Annotated in this window: 14 protein-coding genes and 5 pseudogenes; 8 read left to right on the plus strand and 11 right to left on the minus strand. The window is 55.6% G+C overall.

Annotated features, from left to right (window positions below; translation table 11 throughout):
* Positions 1-60: 60 nt before the first annotated feature.
* A protein-coding gene (locus ACTBDU_RS00405; protein ID WP_438805148.1) for an IS3 family transposase occupies positions 61-1,229 on the plus strand; the annotation gives its coding sequence in 2 pieces (ribosomal slippage) (positions 61-310 and positions 310-1,229; 1,170 coding nt in all).
* A 155-nt stretch (positions 1,230-1,384) separates the two neighbouring features.
* On the opposite strand, the gene ACTBDU_RS00410 is transcribed toward ACTBDU_RS00405, so the two are convergent.
* Positions 1,385-1,750 carry a GNAT family N-acetyltransferase gene (locus tag ACTBDU_RS00410; protein ID WP_438805214.1) on the minus strand — a complete coding sequence of 122 codons (366 nt, stop codon included), beginning with the start codon at positions 1,748-1,750 and terminating at the stop codon, positions 1,385-1,387.
* 603 nt (positions 1,751-2,353) lie between these two features.
* On the opposite strand from ACTBDU_RS00410, the gene ACTBDU_RS00415 reads away from it, so the two are divergent.
* The gene (locus ACTBDU_RS00415; RefSeq protein ID WP_438805149.1) at positions 2,354-2,620 is read left to right on the plus strand and encodes a hypothetical protein; all 267 of its coding nucleotides are present in this window, start codon (positions 2,354-2,356) and stop codon (positions 2,618-2,620) included.
* Between the two features lie 463 nt (positions 2,621-3,083).
* Here the strand turns inward: ACTBDU_RS00415 and ACTBDU_RS00420 are convergent.
* A pseudogene (locus tag ACTBDU_RS00420) lies at positions 3,084-4,508 on the minus strand (MFS transporter).
* A gap of 417 nt (positions 4,509-4,925) precedes the next feature.
* On the opposite strand from ACTBDU_RS00420, the pseudogene ACTBDU_RS00425 reads away from it, so the two are divergent.
* Positions 4,926-5,853, plus strand: a pseudogene (locus ACTBDU_RS00425) (glucan biosynthesis protein); the annotation flags it as partial.
* 41 nt (positions 5,854-5,894) lie between these two features.
* Here ACTBDU_RS00425 and ACTBDU_RS00430 read toward each other — a convergent pair.
* From ACTBDU_RS00430 to ACTBDU_RS00445, 4 genes and pseudogenes are all read right to left on the minus strand, one after another.
* Positions 5,895-6,632, minus strand: coding sequence for an ABC transporter substrate-binding protein (locus ACTBDU_RS00430; RefSeq protein ID WP_438805150.1), 738 nt, complete (start codon positions 6,630-6,632; stop codon positions 5,895-5,897).
* 102 nt (positions 6,633-6,734) lie between these two features.
* Positions 6,735-7,469, minus strand: coding sequence for an ABC transporter ATP-binding protein (locus ACTBDU_RS00435; RefSeq protein WP_438805151.1), 735 nt, complete (start codon positions 7,467-7,469; stop codon positions 6,735-6,737).
* Positions 7,470-7,605: 136 nt separating this feature from the next.
* Entirely contained in the window at positions 7,606-8,037 is a 432-nt protein-coding gene (locus ACTBDU_RS00440) for an ABC transporter permease (RefSeq protein WP_438805215.1), read from the minus strand.
* Between the two features lie 67 nt (positions 8,038-8,104).
* Positions 8,105-9,068, minus strand: a pseudogene (locus ACTBDU_RS00445) (aryl sulfotransferase); the annotation flags it as partial.
* 306 nt (positions 9,069-9,374) lie between these two features.
* On the opposite strand from ACTBDU_RS00445, the pseudogene ACTBDU_RS00450 reads away from it, so the two are divergent.
* The 3 genes and pseudogenes from ACTBDU_RS00450 to ACTBDU_RS00460 all read left to right on the plus strand — a co-directional run.
* Positions 9,375-9,491 (plus strand): annotated as a pseudogene (locus tag ACTBDU_RS00450) (LacI family DNA-binding transcriptional regulator); the annotation flags it as partial.
* A gap of 293 nt (positions 9,492-9,784) precedes the next feature.
* On the plus strand, positions 9,785-10,246 hold the full coding sequence (locus ACTBDU_RS00455) for a substrate-binding domain-containing protein (RefSeq protein WP_438805152.1): 462 nt from the start codon (positions 9,785-9,787) through the stop codon (positions 10,244-10,246).
* A 439-nt stretch (positions 10,247-10,685) separates the two neighbouring features.
* Positions 10,686-12,148, plus strand: a pseudogene (locus ACTBDU_RS00460) (catalase).
* Positions 12,149-12,391: 243 nt separating this feature from the next.
* Here ACTBDU_RS00460 and ACTBDU_RS00465 read toward each other — a convergent pair.
* From ACTBDU_RS00465 to ACTBDU_RS00485, 5 genes are all read right to left on the minus strand, one after another.
* Positions 12,392-12,838 carry a thiol-disulfide oxidoreductase DCC family protein gene (locus ACTBDU_RS00465; protein WP_438805153.1) on the minus strand — a complete coding sequence of 149 codons (447 nt, stop codon included), beginning with the start codon at positions 12,836-12,838 and terminating at the stop codon, positions 12,392-12,394.
* A 59-nt stretch (positions 12,839-12,897) separates the two neighbouring features.
* The gene (locus ACTBDU_RS00470) at positions 12,898-13,953 is read right to left on the minus strand and encodes a histidine-type phosphatase (protein WP_438805154.1); all 1,056 of its coding nucleotides are present in this window, start codon (positions 13,951-13,953) and stop codon (positions 12,898-12,900) included.
* A complete protein-coding gene (locus ACTBDU_RS00475; RefSeq protein ID WP_438805155.1) occupies positions 13,883-14,215 on the minus strand; it encodes a hypothetical protein in 333 nt (110 codons plus the stop codon). The genes ACTBDU_RS00470 and ACTBDU_RS00475 overlap by 71 nt, the downstream gene beginning before the upstream one ends.
* A 356-nt stretch (positions 14,216-14,571) precedes the next feature.
* Positions 14,572-14,772 (minus strand): GNAT family N-acetyltransferase, encoded by a 201-nt coding sequence (locus ACTBDU_RS00480; protein ID WP_438805156.1) that lies wholly within the window; start codon positions 14,770-14,772, stop codon positions 14,572-14,574.
* Positions 14,773-14,800: 28 nt separating this feature from the next.
* Positions 14,801-15,124: a GNAT family N-acetyltransferase gene (locus ACTBDU_RS00485; RefSeq protein WP_438805157.1), complete on the minus strand. Its 324-nt coding sequence runs from the start codon at positions 15,122-15,124 to the stop codon at positions 14,801-14,803.
* Positions 15,125-15,198: 74 nt separating this feature from the next.
* On the opposite strand from ACTBDU_RS00485, the gene ACTBDU_RS00490 reads away from it, so the two are divergent.
* Together ACTBDU_RS00490 and ACTBDU_RS00495 are read left to right on the plus strand one after the other, a co-directional pair.
* The gene (locus ACTBDU_RS00490; protein ID WP_438805158.1) at positions 15,199-15,357 is read left to right on the plus strand and encodes a helix-turn-helix domain-containing protein; all 159 of its coding nucleotides are present in this window, start codon (positions 15,199-15,201) and stop codon (positions 15,355-15,357) included.
* A gap of 136 nt (positions 15,358-15,493) precedes the next feature.
* Entirely contained in the window at positions 15,494-15,760 is a 267-nt protein-coding gene (locus ACTBDU_RS00495) for a cupin domain-containing protein (RefSeq protein WP_438805159.1), read from the plus strand.
* The last annotated feature ends 445 nt before the right edge of the window (positions 15,761-16,205 follow it).

Raw genomic sequence — 16,205 nt, forward strand, 5'->3', positions numbered from 1 at the left:
CTGAATTTGGCCACCTGAACAGAGGTGATATGCTCACCTCAGAACAACACGGGTGCACCAATGCAAAGAAGAAATTTTAGTCCTGAATTCAAACGCAAATCCGCTCAACTGATTGTCGACCAAAATTACACCGCCGCGCAAGCAGCAAAAGCCATGGACGTCAGTTTTTCTACGATGACGAAATGGGTAAAACAACTGCGTGATGAGCGACAGGGGAAAACGCCAAAAGCCTCTCCCATAACCCCGGAACAAATCGAAATACGTGAGCTCAAGAAGAAGGTACAACGCATTGAAATAAAAAACGAAATATTAAAAAAGGCTACAGCGCTCTTGATGTCAGACTCCCTGAACAGTTCTCGTTAATCGGGAAACTTGGAGCGCATTATCTTGTGGCCACACTCTGCCACGTGTTCAGGGTTCATCGCAGCAGTTACAAATACTGGAAAAGTCGTCCTGACAGGCCAGACGGCAGGCGAACAGTATTGCGCAGTCAGGTTCATGAACTGCACAGTATCAGCCATGATGCCGCTGGCGCGAGAAGTATCGCCACCATGGCAACCCAGAGAGGCTTCCGCATGGGGCGCTGGCTCGCAGGCAGGCTCATGAAAGAGCTGGGGCTGGTCAGTTGTCAGCAGCCGACGCACAGGTATAAGCGTGGCGGTCAGGAGCATGTTGCGATCCCGAATTATCTTGAGCGCCAGTTCGCTGTAACGGAGCCAAACCAGGTATGGTGCGGCGATGTGACGTATATCTGGACCGGGAAACGCTGGGCATACCTTGCGGTTGTTCTTGATCTGTTCGCGAGGAAACCGGTGGGCTGGGCTATGTCGTTCTCCCCGGACAGCAGACTGACCATCAAAGCACTGGAAATGGCATGGGAAACGCGTGGTAAACCAGCCGGAGTGATGTTCCACAGCGATCAGGGTAGCCACTATACGAGCAGGCAGTTCCGACAGTTGCTGTGGCGTTACCGGATCAAACAAAGCATGAGTCGGCGTGGTAACTGTTGGGATAACAGTCCGATGGAGCGCTTCTTCAGAAGTCTGAAAAACGAGTGGATACCGGTAACGGGCCACATAAGCTTCAGCGAAGCAGCTCATGAAATTACCGACTATATCGTGGGATATTACAGCGCACTCAGGCCGCATGAATATAATGGTGGGTTGCCACCAAACGAATCAGAAAATAGATACTGGAAAAACGCTAACGCGGTGGCCAGTTTTAGTTGACCACTACAATCTCCGAAGGGGAGTAGCTGGAGAAGCTTGACGCCCGCCTTAGCTATAGATTTTGCAATCAATTCTGGACTGTCCAAAATAGTCATTTTTTAGGGTTTAAGGGAGCCCAGAATTGTCTGCGAATTAGTCCAGAATATTTTGCATCACTACGGACTACGCTGCATCAACAGGGTATCTACCCAACGGTTATGTTTAAAGCCCACCGCCGTCAGCTGTCCTATCAATTGAAAGCCGAGCTTTTGATGCAAACGTAACGAGGCATGATTTTCCGCATTGCCGATAATCGCCAGCATCTGACGCCAGCCACCCTGTTCCGCCCGGGTAATGGCCTCGCGCAGCAGTAACGAGCCGAGCTCGCGTCCGGATGTGGCCGGATGAATATACACGGAATCCTCGATGGTGAAACGGTAGGCGTAACGGGGACGATAAGGGGAAAGATAACAATAGCCCAGCAGTTCGCCGTCTTGCCGGGCCGCAAGCCAAGGCAGCCCTTGCGCCTTTACTTGCGGTATAGCGGCCCATCATATCGTTTAGCGACGGCGGCTCGGTCTTGAAACTGGCGATACCGTGTTGCACATGCCAGGCATAGATATCACGAATAGCAAGCAGATCCGCTTCTTGGGCATCGCTGATGAGAATAGCCGAATGTGTCACTGTACCCTCTGATAGATGTTCTGTTGTTAATAACAGATAACACGAATAATGATTAAACCTAGCCTCGACAAACTATCAGCGCCATAACGAAAATGTCGTCGCAGCTAAACGCCAACGTGGTTTGCCTGTCCCCCAAATTTTGGCGGTGGCAACCGGCCGTTTTCCGACATCCTCGCTAGCCGTTATTAGCGCTGTCGGGTCGTGACGATATTCAATGAGCGTGCTACTGATTAAGGTGCGGTATAGGGCGATCACTAAATCAAAAATGGATCACATGTTTTGCATGTAACAAATGTAATAAGCACCACCATATTCCCGTTGCAACCCTTTTTTGTTAAACTCAAACGGCTGATAATATTATTGCCTGGTGAGCTGATGACCCATGGAAGAGACGTCATCGCACACGTGTATGGCCTCAAGTAGTTAGCGTCGTAATAAACCATAGGGACAGTGAGAAAACAATGAATATTGCGCATTATCTCGAATTGCAGGGCATGAAAAAAGGCAGACTGGAGGGATTGATGGAAAGCATGCGCAAAGGGATGCTTAAGGGCATGGACAAGGGCAGGTTGGAAGGCAAGAAAGAAGATCGCAGACAAGCCACGCGCAGTATCGCCATGCATTTACTGGCGGGCGCTGTCGATCGTACGCTCATCAAAAACTGCACCGGGCTGACCAAAAAAGAACTGCAGCATCTGCATGCGGAATATTTCATGAAATTAGTTTAATAGGGTCTTTACTTTATTTTATTCGTCGTTAAAATGGGAGGACGCGTTCATTCTGTTAAACGTGAATAGTTAGTTTTACTTAATAATTATTAATAACGTCGGAATAACCGAAAACCAAAACTAAATTAAGGTGATTCTGAATTGTTATCGCTCGCAGGCTAAGAATGAAGCCTGCGACTTAAACAATAAGTGGCTAAAATATTTCCAAATAAACGCTAAATGCGTTGGTTATATAACATATAAAGGCGACAGTATAGTTTAATTTCTAGCCCGCTGTAAGCAACTGAGTAATGAAGGGTTTTATTAATGGGGAAAGGAAGTTTAATCCCGCGGTGGATTGTATTAGATCTATTCTTTCGACCAGTGGTCAGAATAATCAATTTCCGTAATTTAGTTAATTTGTAACTAAAATGGGAGGGTATCTAACCTTTCGCGCGCGGCACCTCGCTTTCTCAAGTATATATTACTTCTGACGCAGGGTTCTCATCTCGTCTCTCGTCGGTGATGAGTAAGCCGCGTTGCGGGCGCCTGCCCGATAGGATTTTGGCAAAAGCAACGCCGCCATCAACGTTAATAACGCCGCCAGCGATAGCCAGACGCCAGGCAGCGCATTATCCCCGTTCTCATGGATAAGCACGCTGGCGATGGCGGGGGTGAAGCCGCCAAAAATCGCCATCGCTAAACTGTAGGCCATGGAAAAACCGGTGGCGCGTACGGCGAGGGGCATAATCTCCGTCAGCGCCACCACCATAGCCGCGTTATAGCCGGCGTAAAGAAAAGAAAGCCAGAGTTCCGCGCTAATGAGACGCGGCAAGGAGGGCGCGGCCGCCAGCCAGTACAATACCGGATAGGCCGTCAGCGACATCAGACTGGTAAAGGTCAACAAAAGTGGGCGGCGGCCGATTTTATCCGATAGCGCGCTCATCAGCGGCAGCCAGAAAAGATTGGAGAGGCCCACGCCAAGCGTGACGATAAAACTTTCCTCGGCGCTGAAATGCAGTAGCGCTTTGCCATAGGTAGGCGTGAACGCGGTGATCATATAAAACGAGACGGTGGTGGTGGCGACCATGCATACGCCCAGGCCGATTAGCGGCCAACTGCGCGCCACGGAGCGAAAAATCTCGCGGGTGTGCGGCGGAGGCCGGCGCTTTTGAAAAGCCTCGCTTTCCTCCAGCATACGGCGGATCCAGAACAGGCAGGGCGGGATTATACAGCCGACGATGAAGAAAATACGCTAGCCCCAACGCGACATCATATTCTCGCTGATATAACGATTGAGCGCCATGCCCGACAGGGCGGCGAAAATGACCGCCAACTGCTGGCTGGCGGATTGCCAGCTGATGTACAACCCTTTTCTGCCGACGGGCGCAATTTCCGCCAGATAGACCGATACCCCTCCCAGCTCAACTCCCGCGGAAACCCCCTGCAATAGTCTGCTGGCCAACACCAACACCAACACCAACACCAACACCAACACCAACACCAACACCAACACCAACACCAACACCAACACCAACACCAACACCAACACCAACACCAACACCAGCAGAGCGAGCATGGCGTAGCCGGGCACGCAGGCAATGGTCAGCGTACCGAACGCCATAAGTCCAAGCGTCAGCACCAGTCCGGCGCGGCGGCCGCAGCGATCGATATAGACGCCAAGTACCAGCGCACCCAGAGGACGCATCAGAAATCCGGCGCCGAACGTCATCGTGGTCAACATCAATGAGGCGAGGGGTGTGCTGGCAGGAAAAAAGGTGGCGGCAATGGCGCTGGCGTAATAGCCAAATACCATGAAATCATGCATTTCAAGGAAGTTACAGCTGATCACTCTGAACACGTTAATAAAGCCGGCCTGCCGGGCCGGTGCGCTAGAGGGGGTAGGCATATTCACTGCTCCGGAATTGTACCGCGGGGGCGGCGTTATACGTGGGTCGTCAAACGGCCGCGCTGTCGCCCCGGTCGTTATGCTGGAGTATAAGCGGCCTGAAACAGGGCGGAATGTAGAATGATGTTGCAAATTAGGGCAATAACGGCGGCGGTGGTTTTGTTCGGCCTGTCGCGCATTTAGCCTGTGTCGGCCATGTCGTTTTACGGTAAACTTTGCGGCGAGGTTAGCGTTGCAATGAATTTTCCTCGCCAAGCGTTGTCGAAAATCTTCGCAACCCGGTGGAGCATGATGCCCGCAGTCCGGTGTCTTTGTTGCCTTAGACGGCTCCACACGGGCAATACATCGCCCAGTACAGGAACCTATTCCGGCATGGAACGAAGATCATTTATCAAAGCGTCCCTGGCGCTGGCCGACTACCGCTTCGTCATTTACTGCGAACCGCAGCGCGTCATGATGGATATCGAAAAACATATTTATGCCCGCAGCGATATCAAGCAGCTCGGCATCTTGCCTATGACCAGCATGTTCAGCTGCGGCACTAACGAGCGCCGTATGTGCGATACCATTCATCCGCAAATCCACGACTCCGATCGCCTGGCGATGTGGCGCGGCAACGGTGAATGGGTCTGTCGTCCGCTGAATAATCTGCAGAAATTGCAGTTTAACGCCTATCAGGATGGGAATCCGAAAGGGTTCGGCCTGTTGCAGTTAGATCATAATTTTGAAAACTATCAGAATGTTATTGGTTGGTATAACCAGCGTCCCAACCTATGGGTGGAGCCTGTCGGGTCTTGGGGCAAAGGTAGTGTTAATCTGCTGGAAATCCCGACCACCGGCGAGACGCTGGATAATATCGTGTGTTCTGGCAGCCCACCGAGCCGATTAAGGCCGGTAATGAATACAGTTTCCGCTATCGGTTGTACTGGAGCGGCGAGCCGCCCGTCAACACAGTCCGCTGGCCCGGGTTAAGGCGACCCGTACCGGCATGGGCGGTTTTCCTGAAGGTTGGGCCCCCGGTGAACACTTCCCGGATACCTGGGCGCGCCGTTTTGGCGTCGACTTCGTTGGCGGGCAGTTAAAAGCGTCGGCGGATAAGGGCATTGAGCCGGTTATTACTCTTTTCAGCGGTAAGGTGAGCAATATTGAAATCCTATACGTGAAGCCGATGGACGGTTACCGCACTTTGTTCGACTGGACGTCGACCAGCGATGCCGTCGATCTGGTCGAGCTGCGCATGTTCCTGCGCATCGGGCAGGAGGTGCTGAGCGAAACCTGGCTGTACCAATATTTCCCGCCGCCGCCGGATAAACGCAAGTATATCGACGATCGCACGATGAGCTGAAGCCCGCGCAGCGGGGTGTTTACCGGCCAGGGCCGCAGGGTCTAGCGGGTAGGGGCGGCGGCCTTGATGATGCGCTGCTGTACGATCCAGTGTCCTTTCGATGTCAGAAGCACCGGCAAATCGCTTTTTAGCTGTATGCCAAAATCGGTGTCATGCCACATCACTTCCAGTGCGCTCTGCGACAAGGCGCCGTGCATTGATTGGCTTACCAGTGTCATAGCGCCGGCGGGGTCGCATTTTAGATCGGCGTCCGCGCGCAGTAATGCCGTCAAGAGCCCGTTGACCACCGCCGGTTTATCGTTAATAACGATCCGTGACGCCGCCAGCAGAAAATGGGATTGATAGCTGTCGCTTTTCAAGTCATGATAGTCCTCTCCCAGCGCTTTGCGCGCCACGCTTTCGACGCCGGCAAAAGACACGATGGCCTGGATATCACCGTGCAGGAGCGCGGGAATAAAATCCACCGGCGCCACGTTGACCTGCTCGGTGCTCACCTTGGCCGCACTCAAAAGTTGACTGAGGTGGTAGTCGGTGTTGGTGCCAAGGGGCGTACCGATCTTCAGCCCGGCTAAATCGCTGACGGCGCGCAGCGGGGTGTATTTGGGCGAGCTGATGACGCGCGTTCCCCGGTAGCGGGCGACGTCGGCGACGATGCCAAAGGGTTGCTGGCGCAGTGCGCCGGTGATGGCCGGAAATTCCGTGAGGGTAGCGATGTCCACTCGTCCGCCCAGCAGCGCCTTGAAGGCTTCCCGGCCGCTCGGAAAATTAATCTGCTGCACCTTGGTGCCGCTAAAAATGATTCGTTATCGGCGGCACGTTTCGGCCGGCTTTCGTTCGGATTTACTAATAGCGGCATGCCTGGTATCATTCCTGCGTTGCCGTTATGTCTGCGTCAATGCGTTTCGTGCGTTGACCACGTCGACTGCGCCGGCGGCTTCACGTTGGCGACGACGCATCGCCTCAGGACGGTAATGCCAGCGGCCGCAGCAGTGACAAAATTCCTTCGCGGATATCCAGCAAATCAGCATTCTCGCGATTAAGCGGCTGCGGATGATTTTACCCGGCGCGGCGGACATCGCCTCAATGCGGTCCGCCAGCAGTAAAGCCTCACCCACATCGTAGGTGATAAACAGCACCGTTGCTCGGTGTTTTTGGCACACGCGCAACAGCAGATCCCACATCACCACCCGCTGTTTCTGTCCGCCGGATAATTGTCCGGGGTAATGATGGCCTAGCGAGGCAGGACCTACTTCTTCCAGCGTAGCCAATGCACGCTGATGCAGTTCCGCGCGGGGTAATTTAAAACGGTTCAGCGCGAACTTTACGTTGCCCAGCGCCGTCAGCCAGAGGAAAAGCGCGTAGTGCTGAAATATGACGCCGACTTCCGCACAAGGCCCGTTCAACACGAGTCCATCAATGCGGATTTCCCCGCTGGCGGGAGGAATAAACCCGGCGACGGCGTTCAATAATGTCGATTTGCCGCAGCCGGACGGTCCGATGATGGCGCTAAAGGTACCCGGCGCCAAGTCCAGGCGGGTAACGTCGAGCGCCAATGGCGGCTGACGCCGGCCGCCATAGCGGATACTGATATCGTCAATCACAACGTGGCCTGACATGATGCTATCCTTCCCCGGATTAATGCTGTTGCCAATGCAACAGACGACGCCCGATGCGATGAATAAGCGCATCCATCAGCGCGCCGAGAATGCCCAGCTCGATAAGCAGGGCGAACATGCGATCGGTACTGATATATTATCGGGCTTCCTGTAAGCAGTAACCGATGCCGGAGGACGCACCGGATAATTCGTCCGCCGCCAGGCTCAAAAAAGCCAGAACAACGCCCAGACGGATACCGGTAAAGATATGCGGGGCAGCCGCTGAAATCACCACCACCAAAAATTCCCGCGTCCGGCTGGACCCGAGCGAGCGCGCGGCGCGCAAGTATATTTTCGGGACATATCCCATGCCGTAGTGAGTATTGAACCACACCGTTAAAAAGACCGTGTAGGCGATAACGAAATACTTCGATCCCTCGCCGATGCCGAACCAGACAATGGCGACCGGAATCAGCGCGATGGCCGGAATAGGTCGCATCAAATTCAAAAACGGTGCCAGCAGCGGGCGGAATATCGCCATCCGTCCGGTTAGTAACCCGGTTAACCCCCAGGCTGGCGCCGAGAGCAAAGCCCGCGGCCGCCCTGCCGGCCGAAACGGCCAAATCGCTTTGCAGTACGCCGCTGCGAGCCATGTCCGCCGCCGCCGGATAGCGGCGGGCGCGAAAAGCGCTGCTTTGATAGCTGCTTATCACGCCTTTCACGCTGTCAGGGTACTCGGCAAAGAAGGGGATAACATATTTCCAAACCGTCTCTCCTGCAGGGGAGACTTCAAACAGCCGGCCGAATGCCGATTCACAAATAAAGGTATTGCCGTTGGCCAGGCGTTGGGCGCTGCCCATATAGAGCGAGAAAAAGGCCGGCGGCAGCGGGTCGCTGTATTGCCAGGTAATGTTGCCGTTGCTCAGATCGAACTCCAACGCCTTAGAGTGCGGCGAGGTGGCACCGGCCGGCCCGCGCACAGGTTGCCGTATCAAAACCCAGTATCGTACCGCTCACGGTCTGCACTGGGGTATGCTGTTGCGCCAGGACATCATGGCCGACATGTCAGGCCACCTCGCCACTGGTGAGGCTGACCGCCGCCACGCCCGACGTGCCGCGCAAACTCATCAGCACCAATTCCTCCGGCGTCAGGGACAGACCATTGATCATGGGTTAATGGTGGCGATCAAAGATAGTGTGGACCGGAAAGTCCTTCAGTCGCAGGTGTTGCCAGGAGCGCCACTCCCAAACGATTTCCCCGGCGCGGTTAACTTCACGCACCACGTCTTCCTGAATAACGTCATCGGGTGCATCGCGGGGTTGGTCGCCACCGCAGATGCGCGCGGCAATCTCCGCCGGGATAGGTTCCGCGGCGGTGTAAAGTAAATTGCCATTGGCCAGCCATCGGGCATCGTGGTGGTGGTAGATATCCTCGTAATGCCAAACGATGTCGCCTGCGGGGGTGACTTCATAAAAATCGCCGCCGTGCCAGATATCCCAGGCCGGGTACAGCGTGGCAGAGGTAGCACAGCTACCGTTATAACTAAGATTGCCATTTGGCAGGATCACCGCATCGCGCCCCGGCCGCACCGGTAAGTGCCATTGATGGGCTATTTCCCCCGCGCTGCGCTGCCGGTTGTTCAGAGTCAGGCCAGTGGCGCGCCGGCGAATGATTACCTGATCGCAGGCGGTTGCGGTTTGGGACATAGTGGCTCCGAATGAGGCCCGATTAGGGCGATTAAAACGTTTTACTACGCAAGCGAAAAAAACGCGTTATGCCTGTTTTTAAGGCTAACAAGAGGCGCTATATATTTTTAGTAAAACCTTTTACTATTGATCCTGTCAAGACGCGGTTAAGTGAAAATTTTGTATAATTAAATATTATTTAATGCATAAGTAAATTCGATGACGCCAAGGAAAATGATCATGTCCGCGGCTAAGCCGTCCGGGGGTCTTACCCGTTGTGCCACGCTCATTGATGTCGCCCGCCGGGCCGACGTATCGCCCGCGACCGTCTCCAATGCTATCAACGGACGGCGATATGTGGAGGCAGGTAGGCGTCTGCGCATCGAAGCGGCGATTACCGAGCTGGGCTATATCCCCCCCAATCTACGCGCCCGCGGTCTGCGCACCAGCAAAACTAATACGATTGCGCTTTTCTCGTCAATGCCTTCTGCCGTTTCTTCCGGGCCCGCCAAACTGGGTTTCATGATGGAAGTGGCGATGACTGTGGCCCTGGCGGCGTTATTATTAGACCATCTTACCGCCAGCGGCGCGCGCAATATCGTGCTTTTTATCGGCGATACCGGCCGCAGCGCTTATCAGGAGACCGAGCGGTGCTATCTGCGCTACGCCGCACAGCGGGGTATTGCGCCATGCCTCTACCGGTTGAACGAAGCCGATGGCGAACAGGCGGGATTTCAAGCGGCGATGGCGCGCTGCACCGAGAAGCGCCGCAGGTGGATGGCGTCCTGATTCTGGTCGACACGTTTGCCACCGGCGCGGTGCGCGCCTTTAACCAATTGGGGGTGTCAATTCCTGAACATATGCGAATCGCGACCCGCTATGACGGTATCCGCGCCCGGGAAACCTGGCCGGGGTTGACGGCGGTCAATTTGCATCTGGATGAGGTAGCGAGGTTGACCATCGAACAACTTTTCATGGCAATGTCCGGTCAGTCTCCTCAGCGGCCGTGCCAGAACCGGAGCGGAGAATTAGTCATCAGACGTTCCACCTGCATTGGCGCACGGATAACCCCGGCCGCGGACGAGGCGTCAGGTTTTGGGCGCCCATCCTGAGCACAGGGGGATGGGCCGGGAAATTGGCCTTTGCCACGTTGCATTTTCCCACATAATCCATGCCAGAAGCGGTGATATCAAAAAAGGCGCCCGTGATCCGTCTATCTTCCAGGGCGGCAATGGACGTATCTGTCAATGATGCGGCGATAACGCGCCGGTTTATCCTGCGACATAAAAGGCATTCCTGACCTTATTTTCTCTCTCGGGCGGGCGCTGTCAGGCGCGTTTATTCTGTTAAGGATATTTCCCTTCGCGCTGAAGAGTGTCATTTAACTTATTGTTTATGTTTAGTTTTATATTGATCCATTGCTAATGCCTTTCGCAGTGAAAGGGTTTTATTCAGCTATTGAGTTGATAGATGCAATGAATTAGCCGCTTTAGCCGCTGCGCCGTAAAGTGGGCTCAGAGTTCCCTTTCCTTTACCGTGAGCCTGAATAATATGAAAAATAAAACGCTGTTAACTACCGCCAGCGGTATCCCGGTGGCCGATAATCGGAACTCCCGATCCGCCGGAGCGCGGGGGCCATTGATGCTGGACGATTTTCATCTGGTGGGAAAACTGGCCCATTTTAACCGTGAAGTAATTCCCGAGTGGCGCGTGCATGCCAAAGGGTCCGGCGCCTATGGAACGTTTCGCGTGACGCAGGACATCCGCCGGCTGACCACCGCGTCGCCCTTTGAGCACATCGGCAAAGAGACGCCGGTATTACTGCGTTTTTCAACCGTGGGCGGCGAGCGGGGCTCGGCGGATACCGAGCGGCATCCGCGCGGTTTTGCGCTGAAATTTTATACTGAACAGGGTAACTGGGATGTGGTAGGTAATAATACATCGGTCTTTTTTATCCGCGATCCGCTGAAATTCCCTGATTTTATCCACACCCAAAAACGGGATCCGGCGACGAATCTGAAATCCCCCCCCCCAGATGATGTGGGACTTCTGGTCTTTGTCGCCGAAGTCATTGCATCAGGTCACCATTTTGTTCTCCGATCGCAGTATTCCCGATGGTTACCGTTTTATGCACGGTTTCGGCAGGCATACCTATAGCCTGATCAATGCTGATGGCGAGCGTGTGTTTATTAAATGGCATTTTAAAACGCTTCAGGGCATCAAAAACCTGACGGTGGAAGAGGCCTGCCGTCTGGCGGGCGGCGATCCGGATTGTGCACAGCGCGATCTGTTCAGCGCTATTGAGCGGGGCTGGCGGGTTCGCATCCAGCTCGTGACCGAGCAGGAAGCCGCACAGCGTCAGGAAAATCCGTTCGATGTCACCAAAGTTTGGTCGCAGAAAACTCATCCGTTGCAGGAGGTGGGTATCCTGGAACTTAATCGTAACCCGAACAACTATTTCGCGGAGGTCGAACAGGCGGCATTCGCGCCCAGCAATGTGGTACCCGGCATCGGGCCTGTCGCCGGATAAGATGCTGCAAAGGCGGGTGTTCGCCTATGGCGCCGCCCAACGTTACAGCATCGCCACCAATTACCAGCAGCTACCGGTAAACGCGCCGCGCTGCCCCTATCACAATTACCAGCGTGACGGCGCCATGCATTTTGACGCTAACGGCGGCGGAACGCCTAATTACGAGCCGAACAGCCATGCTACCGCGCCGCAGCAGGCACTCGGGTTCAGGGAGCCACCGCTGAATTTCAGCAGCGCGGCGGATCGTTATGACCATCGCGTGGATGAAGATTATTACAGCCAGGCGGGTGACCTTTATCGATTGATAGACGCACAGCAGAAAACGCTGCTGACGGCCAATCTGGTCAGGGCCTTGGCGCCGGTAATCCGGGACGTCCAACTGCGACAAATTGCGCATTTCCTGCGGGCGGATGTTGATTACGGCCGCGCGGTGGCGCAAGGCCTGGGAATTGAAGACGAGATACTAACCTCGGCCGGCGTTTAAAAGATCTCGGCGCCGGCGTCGAGTGGAGGTGAGTGAGCGAGCGCGACGTCATCGGTGAGACCGATAGTCGCCAGGGTGGCGCCGGGGGTGCTGATGTCTTACAGGGTAGGTGTTGGCGCCACGGGCGTCTCGCAGGCGAGCGCGCCAGCGCTCGCCAGGCTTAGGGCGATTGACTCGTGCACGCGCTTTCAGGACAGACAGGTTGCGTGGTCGTTAACCCCCGGAGCCGCTTTTCAGACTGTCCTAACTGTGGTCGAGGTAGCGGGTGCCGCGGCCATCCTCCGGCGGTAGAGTACCGGCAGGCAGCTTGTCGCGTCGCCCGCGCGGAAAAAGCTGCATAATGGCTAGCGCCCACCACGGCCAGCCCAACTGCGTTAGCGCCTGCAAAAATGCTGCCGAAGGCACTGATACCTGTCCTTGGGAAATATAGGCGATGGTGTTGAAATCATCCGTCGGTAAACTGACCCAGCGCAGCAAATCCTGACCTGGCGGCGACTGGACGGTGGCGAGCCGAAGAGGTTGACGACGGTCAATACGCATCAAAAACCGTATCAATCGGCGGCGCAACACACACTCGCCGTCAAACAATATGACCCGGTCGCCGGCGGACAGATGGGGAGGCGGGAATCCGCGCTGATTTTTAATAAGATATAGCTTCGGTCGATTGGGACGGTGTGTGGCTTCCCTCATAAGCCCCCCCTGACTACGATTGATGCGCCGCGGTAGAAAGCGCGGCGCAACCTCGGTCGTTAGCCCTGAAAATCCCGCATTACCGCCCGTTTAAAATCGCTCATCGGATAAAAACCGGCGACATCCAGGGGGCAACCCTCAATGACGAGCGTAACGCGCCGCGGCGGTGACGCCAGCGACAGCGCACGGTCATTACGGATTTCCCTGCTGGTGGGATAGACGTATTCGATCTTCATCAAATCCCGGTTTTGTTTATCATCATCCCAGCGCTGAAACACAATTGCAGCACTGATTGGCGTGCGTTCAAACTGATCCGGTAGCTGATAATTGCGCACTTTCATCGCCGCCAGCAGCGAGGCGATGTTAGAGTCGTGGCCGGCCAGCAGCGTCAACACCGCGTGTTGGGCTGCATGCTGACGTGCTCCTTGAGCGGGTTGCGCATTGAGCGCGCCGGCGATAAAGGTCAAGAGCGGTTTTGCCGCATTGGCGGCGATGGAGGGGGAGCCGAACAACGTTTCATGGTACAGGTTCTTTATCGCTTCCAACTGGCGCCATTGCGCCGCGGTGGTTATTTTACCCCAGCCGGCATCGCGTAGCGGAAAACCTTCGTAGTATTGCAGCATAAAAGCGTTAGAAGCGCCGATGCCGGTGCGCAAGGGACCGCTAATGGCCGGCTCTTTACCCTGTTCCAGCACCACCGAGGACGTCTGTGTCGCGAGGCTACACCGTTTGTCGCGCTGGCAGGCCTGACTTTGTGGGTAATCCAGCGCCTGTTCCAGTAATTGATAATTAGGTTTCAGCCGCGCATTCAGGCCATCAACGCCGCCAGGTCCGGCATGCTCGGCAATAGAGTTCAGCGCCGCAGTTTTGAAGTCTTCGGTCACTGCGGCGGTGATAATGGGGTTGAAGGTGGGATCCATCGTGCCCACCGCCGCTTGATGGTTAACCGAAATACCGCAGCCAGGAAACGCGCCGTCGAGGAAGAATTTGGCGGTATCAATGGTGCGCGGCGGGCTGTTGGCGTAGGCGAATACCTCGCCCCCCTCAGGATAGCCGTGTTTGCCGAACAAATGATTTTGCGCCAGCCACCCATTCCTGGAAGTAGTGTCCGACATGATTTTCCACCTTGCCGCCCTTGGGCGTAAGCAGTCCCCCTTGGGTTTGCCATGTTGGCCAGTGGTATGGCGTTGCTTCCGCCAGCGCGTCGCCATAATTAACCAGCGGGGCGCGGATGCCGTGCCGGCTAAGCGCCAGAACCCGCACCAAATGGTAGCTTGCCGGTGTAGCAGCGGCAGGCTCTGCCGCCTGCGAAGGCGCGGTGGCGAAAAACGTCAGGGTCAATAACGCGGTAGGCAGGCAGGACAACACTTTTGTCATAAACGTTTTCCATTCATCATGAAAAGGCCGTACGGGCGGAAAGGATAAGCGTAGGTTGCAGACTCGCGAAGCTCCAGCATAATGGATAATCGGGTAAATAGAGGGATCCTTGTCACACCGCGGCACCCTGACCTGTGTGGCCACCCCCAGCGAGCGTCCACGGCAGCGACTGTGTCTGCTTGGCCGCAACCAGCGCGCCCGTCACCGCTGCCACAGCGCCCCGAATATTACAATCTGACACGGTGATGGTGACAATGGCTAATCCACCCGACACCGCGACCATCGCTCTGGCTGATGCCAGGCGGCACCAGCGCTGTCGTGGTCGTAGTTTTTCCGGCGCTTACCCCCGGATGCCGTTAGCGCACAGCGATTGGCGGCAATGGCGCTTCGGTTTCTTTAGGTTGGGCGGGGGTCGGCAGCATCAGCTGATAAAAGGCCAGATCCAGGCCGCGGCCAAATTTATAGGCGACGTGATTTAGGATGCCGCTATGGCGGAAGCCGGCCCGTTCGTGCAGGCGAATGCTGGCCTGATTTGTGCTGTCGATACCGCCAACCAAAACATGAACACCCTGTTGTGCGGCGGCGCTAATTAACGCCTTGTAGCAGCTGCTGGCTCAGACCGCGGCCGCGGTAAGCCTGATGCAGGTAAAGGGAATGTTCCACGGTATAGCGATAGGCTGGCCAGGCGCGGAAGGTGCCATAGCTTGCGAAACCGGCTAATTCCCCCGCATCGGTTTGCAGGCCGATTACCGGAAATGGACCGCTGGCCTTGGCCGCAAACCATGCCGTCATGCTGGCGCAAGTGCGCGGACGATAATCATACAGCGCGGTGGAATGAACAATAGCCTCATTGAAAATAGCCAGCATGGCATCGGCGTGCCGGGTGTCCTGACAGGTCATCAATTGCATAAGGAGGTTTCTCCACGTTGTCTATTCCACTATAATAAATATTATTCCACTAAATTAATCAAGGATCCACCGTCGTGTCAATTGATCATCTCATCGCCGCGCGTTTGCAGCGGCTGCGTAAACTTCAGGGGTTGACCATCGAGACGCTGGCGGCCAAATCGGGCGTGAGTCGCGGGATGATTTCAAAAATCGAAGGCGGGACAGCAGCCCCAGCGCGCGCAAGTGTTGGGTAAATTGGCGGCCGGACTGGGCGTATCGTTAACGGCATTGCTCATTGACGAAAAGAACGGCAGCGACGACGAGTTATTGCGGCCTTGAGATAAACAAAGCGTATGGCGCGATCCTGCGACGGGCTATCTTCGCCGCGAGGTGACGGAGCGCGAGGCCGACTCGGGGCTGGAATTGGTGGAGATTACGCTGCCACCCGGCGTCAGCGTCAGCTACCCCCGCTGGAGTTCGTCCCCCTACCGGCAGCGATTAAAGCTGGTGACGGGTGTGCTGGAGGTAACCTACGGTGAACGCCATTATACTTTTTCCGCCGGAGATTGTTTGAGGTTTGACGTTGATTTACCTCTTGATTTTAGCAATCCGGGCGTTCAGGACTGCCGTTATTTACTAGCGATAGCGGTCAAATAATGACACCATCCGGAAGATAAGCTTAAGACGGCGCCGCCAACGACGCTGCCGCGACATGCCTGACTTAACCAACGATGGGTGCATACGCCCAATGGAAAATTACACCCTGTCGGTGACCGATGAAATCGAGCCGGCATTTAAGCAGGTTATTGCCGGGGGTCTGAATCGTTTCAATGATGAAATGACCGGTTATAACGATCGACAACCGCTGGCCGTCATTGTGCGAGATGGGCTAACAGAGGCCCCGTTGGGCGGCATTCTTGGACGCTCGTCGCTGAGACTGCTGTTTCTGGAGCTGTTCTATTTTGGGGGGGGGGGGGGGGGGGGGGGGGGGGGGGGGGGGGGGGGGGGGGGGGGGGGGGGGGGGCGGGGCGGGGGGGGGGGGCGGGGCCGGGGGGGGGGGGGGGGGGGGGGGGGCGCGCGGGCCGCGGCGCCGCGCGCGCCG

This window comes from Sodalis sp. (in: enterobacteria), from assembly GCF_051710625.1.
Taxonomy (GTDB): Bacteria; Pseudomonadota; Gammaproteobacteria; order Enterobacterales; family Enterobacteriaceae; genus JBPESN01.

Coding starts and splice junctions, on each gene's coding strand:
- ACTBDU_RS00415 (WP_438805149.1), top strand. CDS start 2,354: ATGAATATTGCGCATTATCTCGAATTGCAGGGCATGAAAAAAGGCAGA.
- ACTBDU_RS00435 (WP_438805151.1), bottom strand. CDS start 7,469: ATGTCAGGCCACGTTGTGATTGACGATATCAGTATCCGCTATGGCGGC.
- ACTBDU_RS00465 (WP_438805153.1), bottom strand. CDS start 12,838: ATGAGGGAAGCCACACACCGTCCCAATCGACCGAAGCTATATCTTATT.
- ACTBDU_RS00470 (WP_438805154.1), bottom strand. CDS start 13,953: ATGTCGGACACTACTTCCAGGAATGGGTGGCTGGCGCAAAATCATTTG.
- ACTBDU_RS00475 (WP_438805155.1), bottom strand. CDS start 14,215: ATGACAAAAGTGTTGTCCTGCCTGCCTACCGCGTTATTGACCCTGACG.
- ACTBDU_RS00485 (WP_438805157.1), bottom strand. CDS start 15,124: ATGCAATTGATGACCTGTCAGGACACCCGGCACGCCGATGCCATGCTG.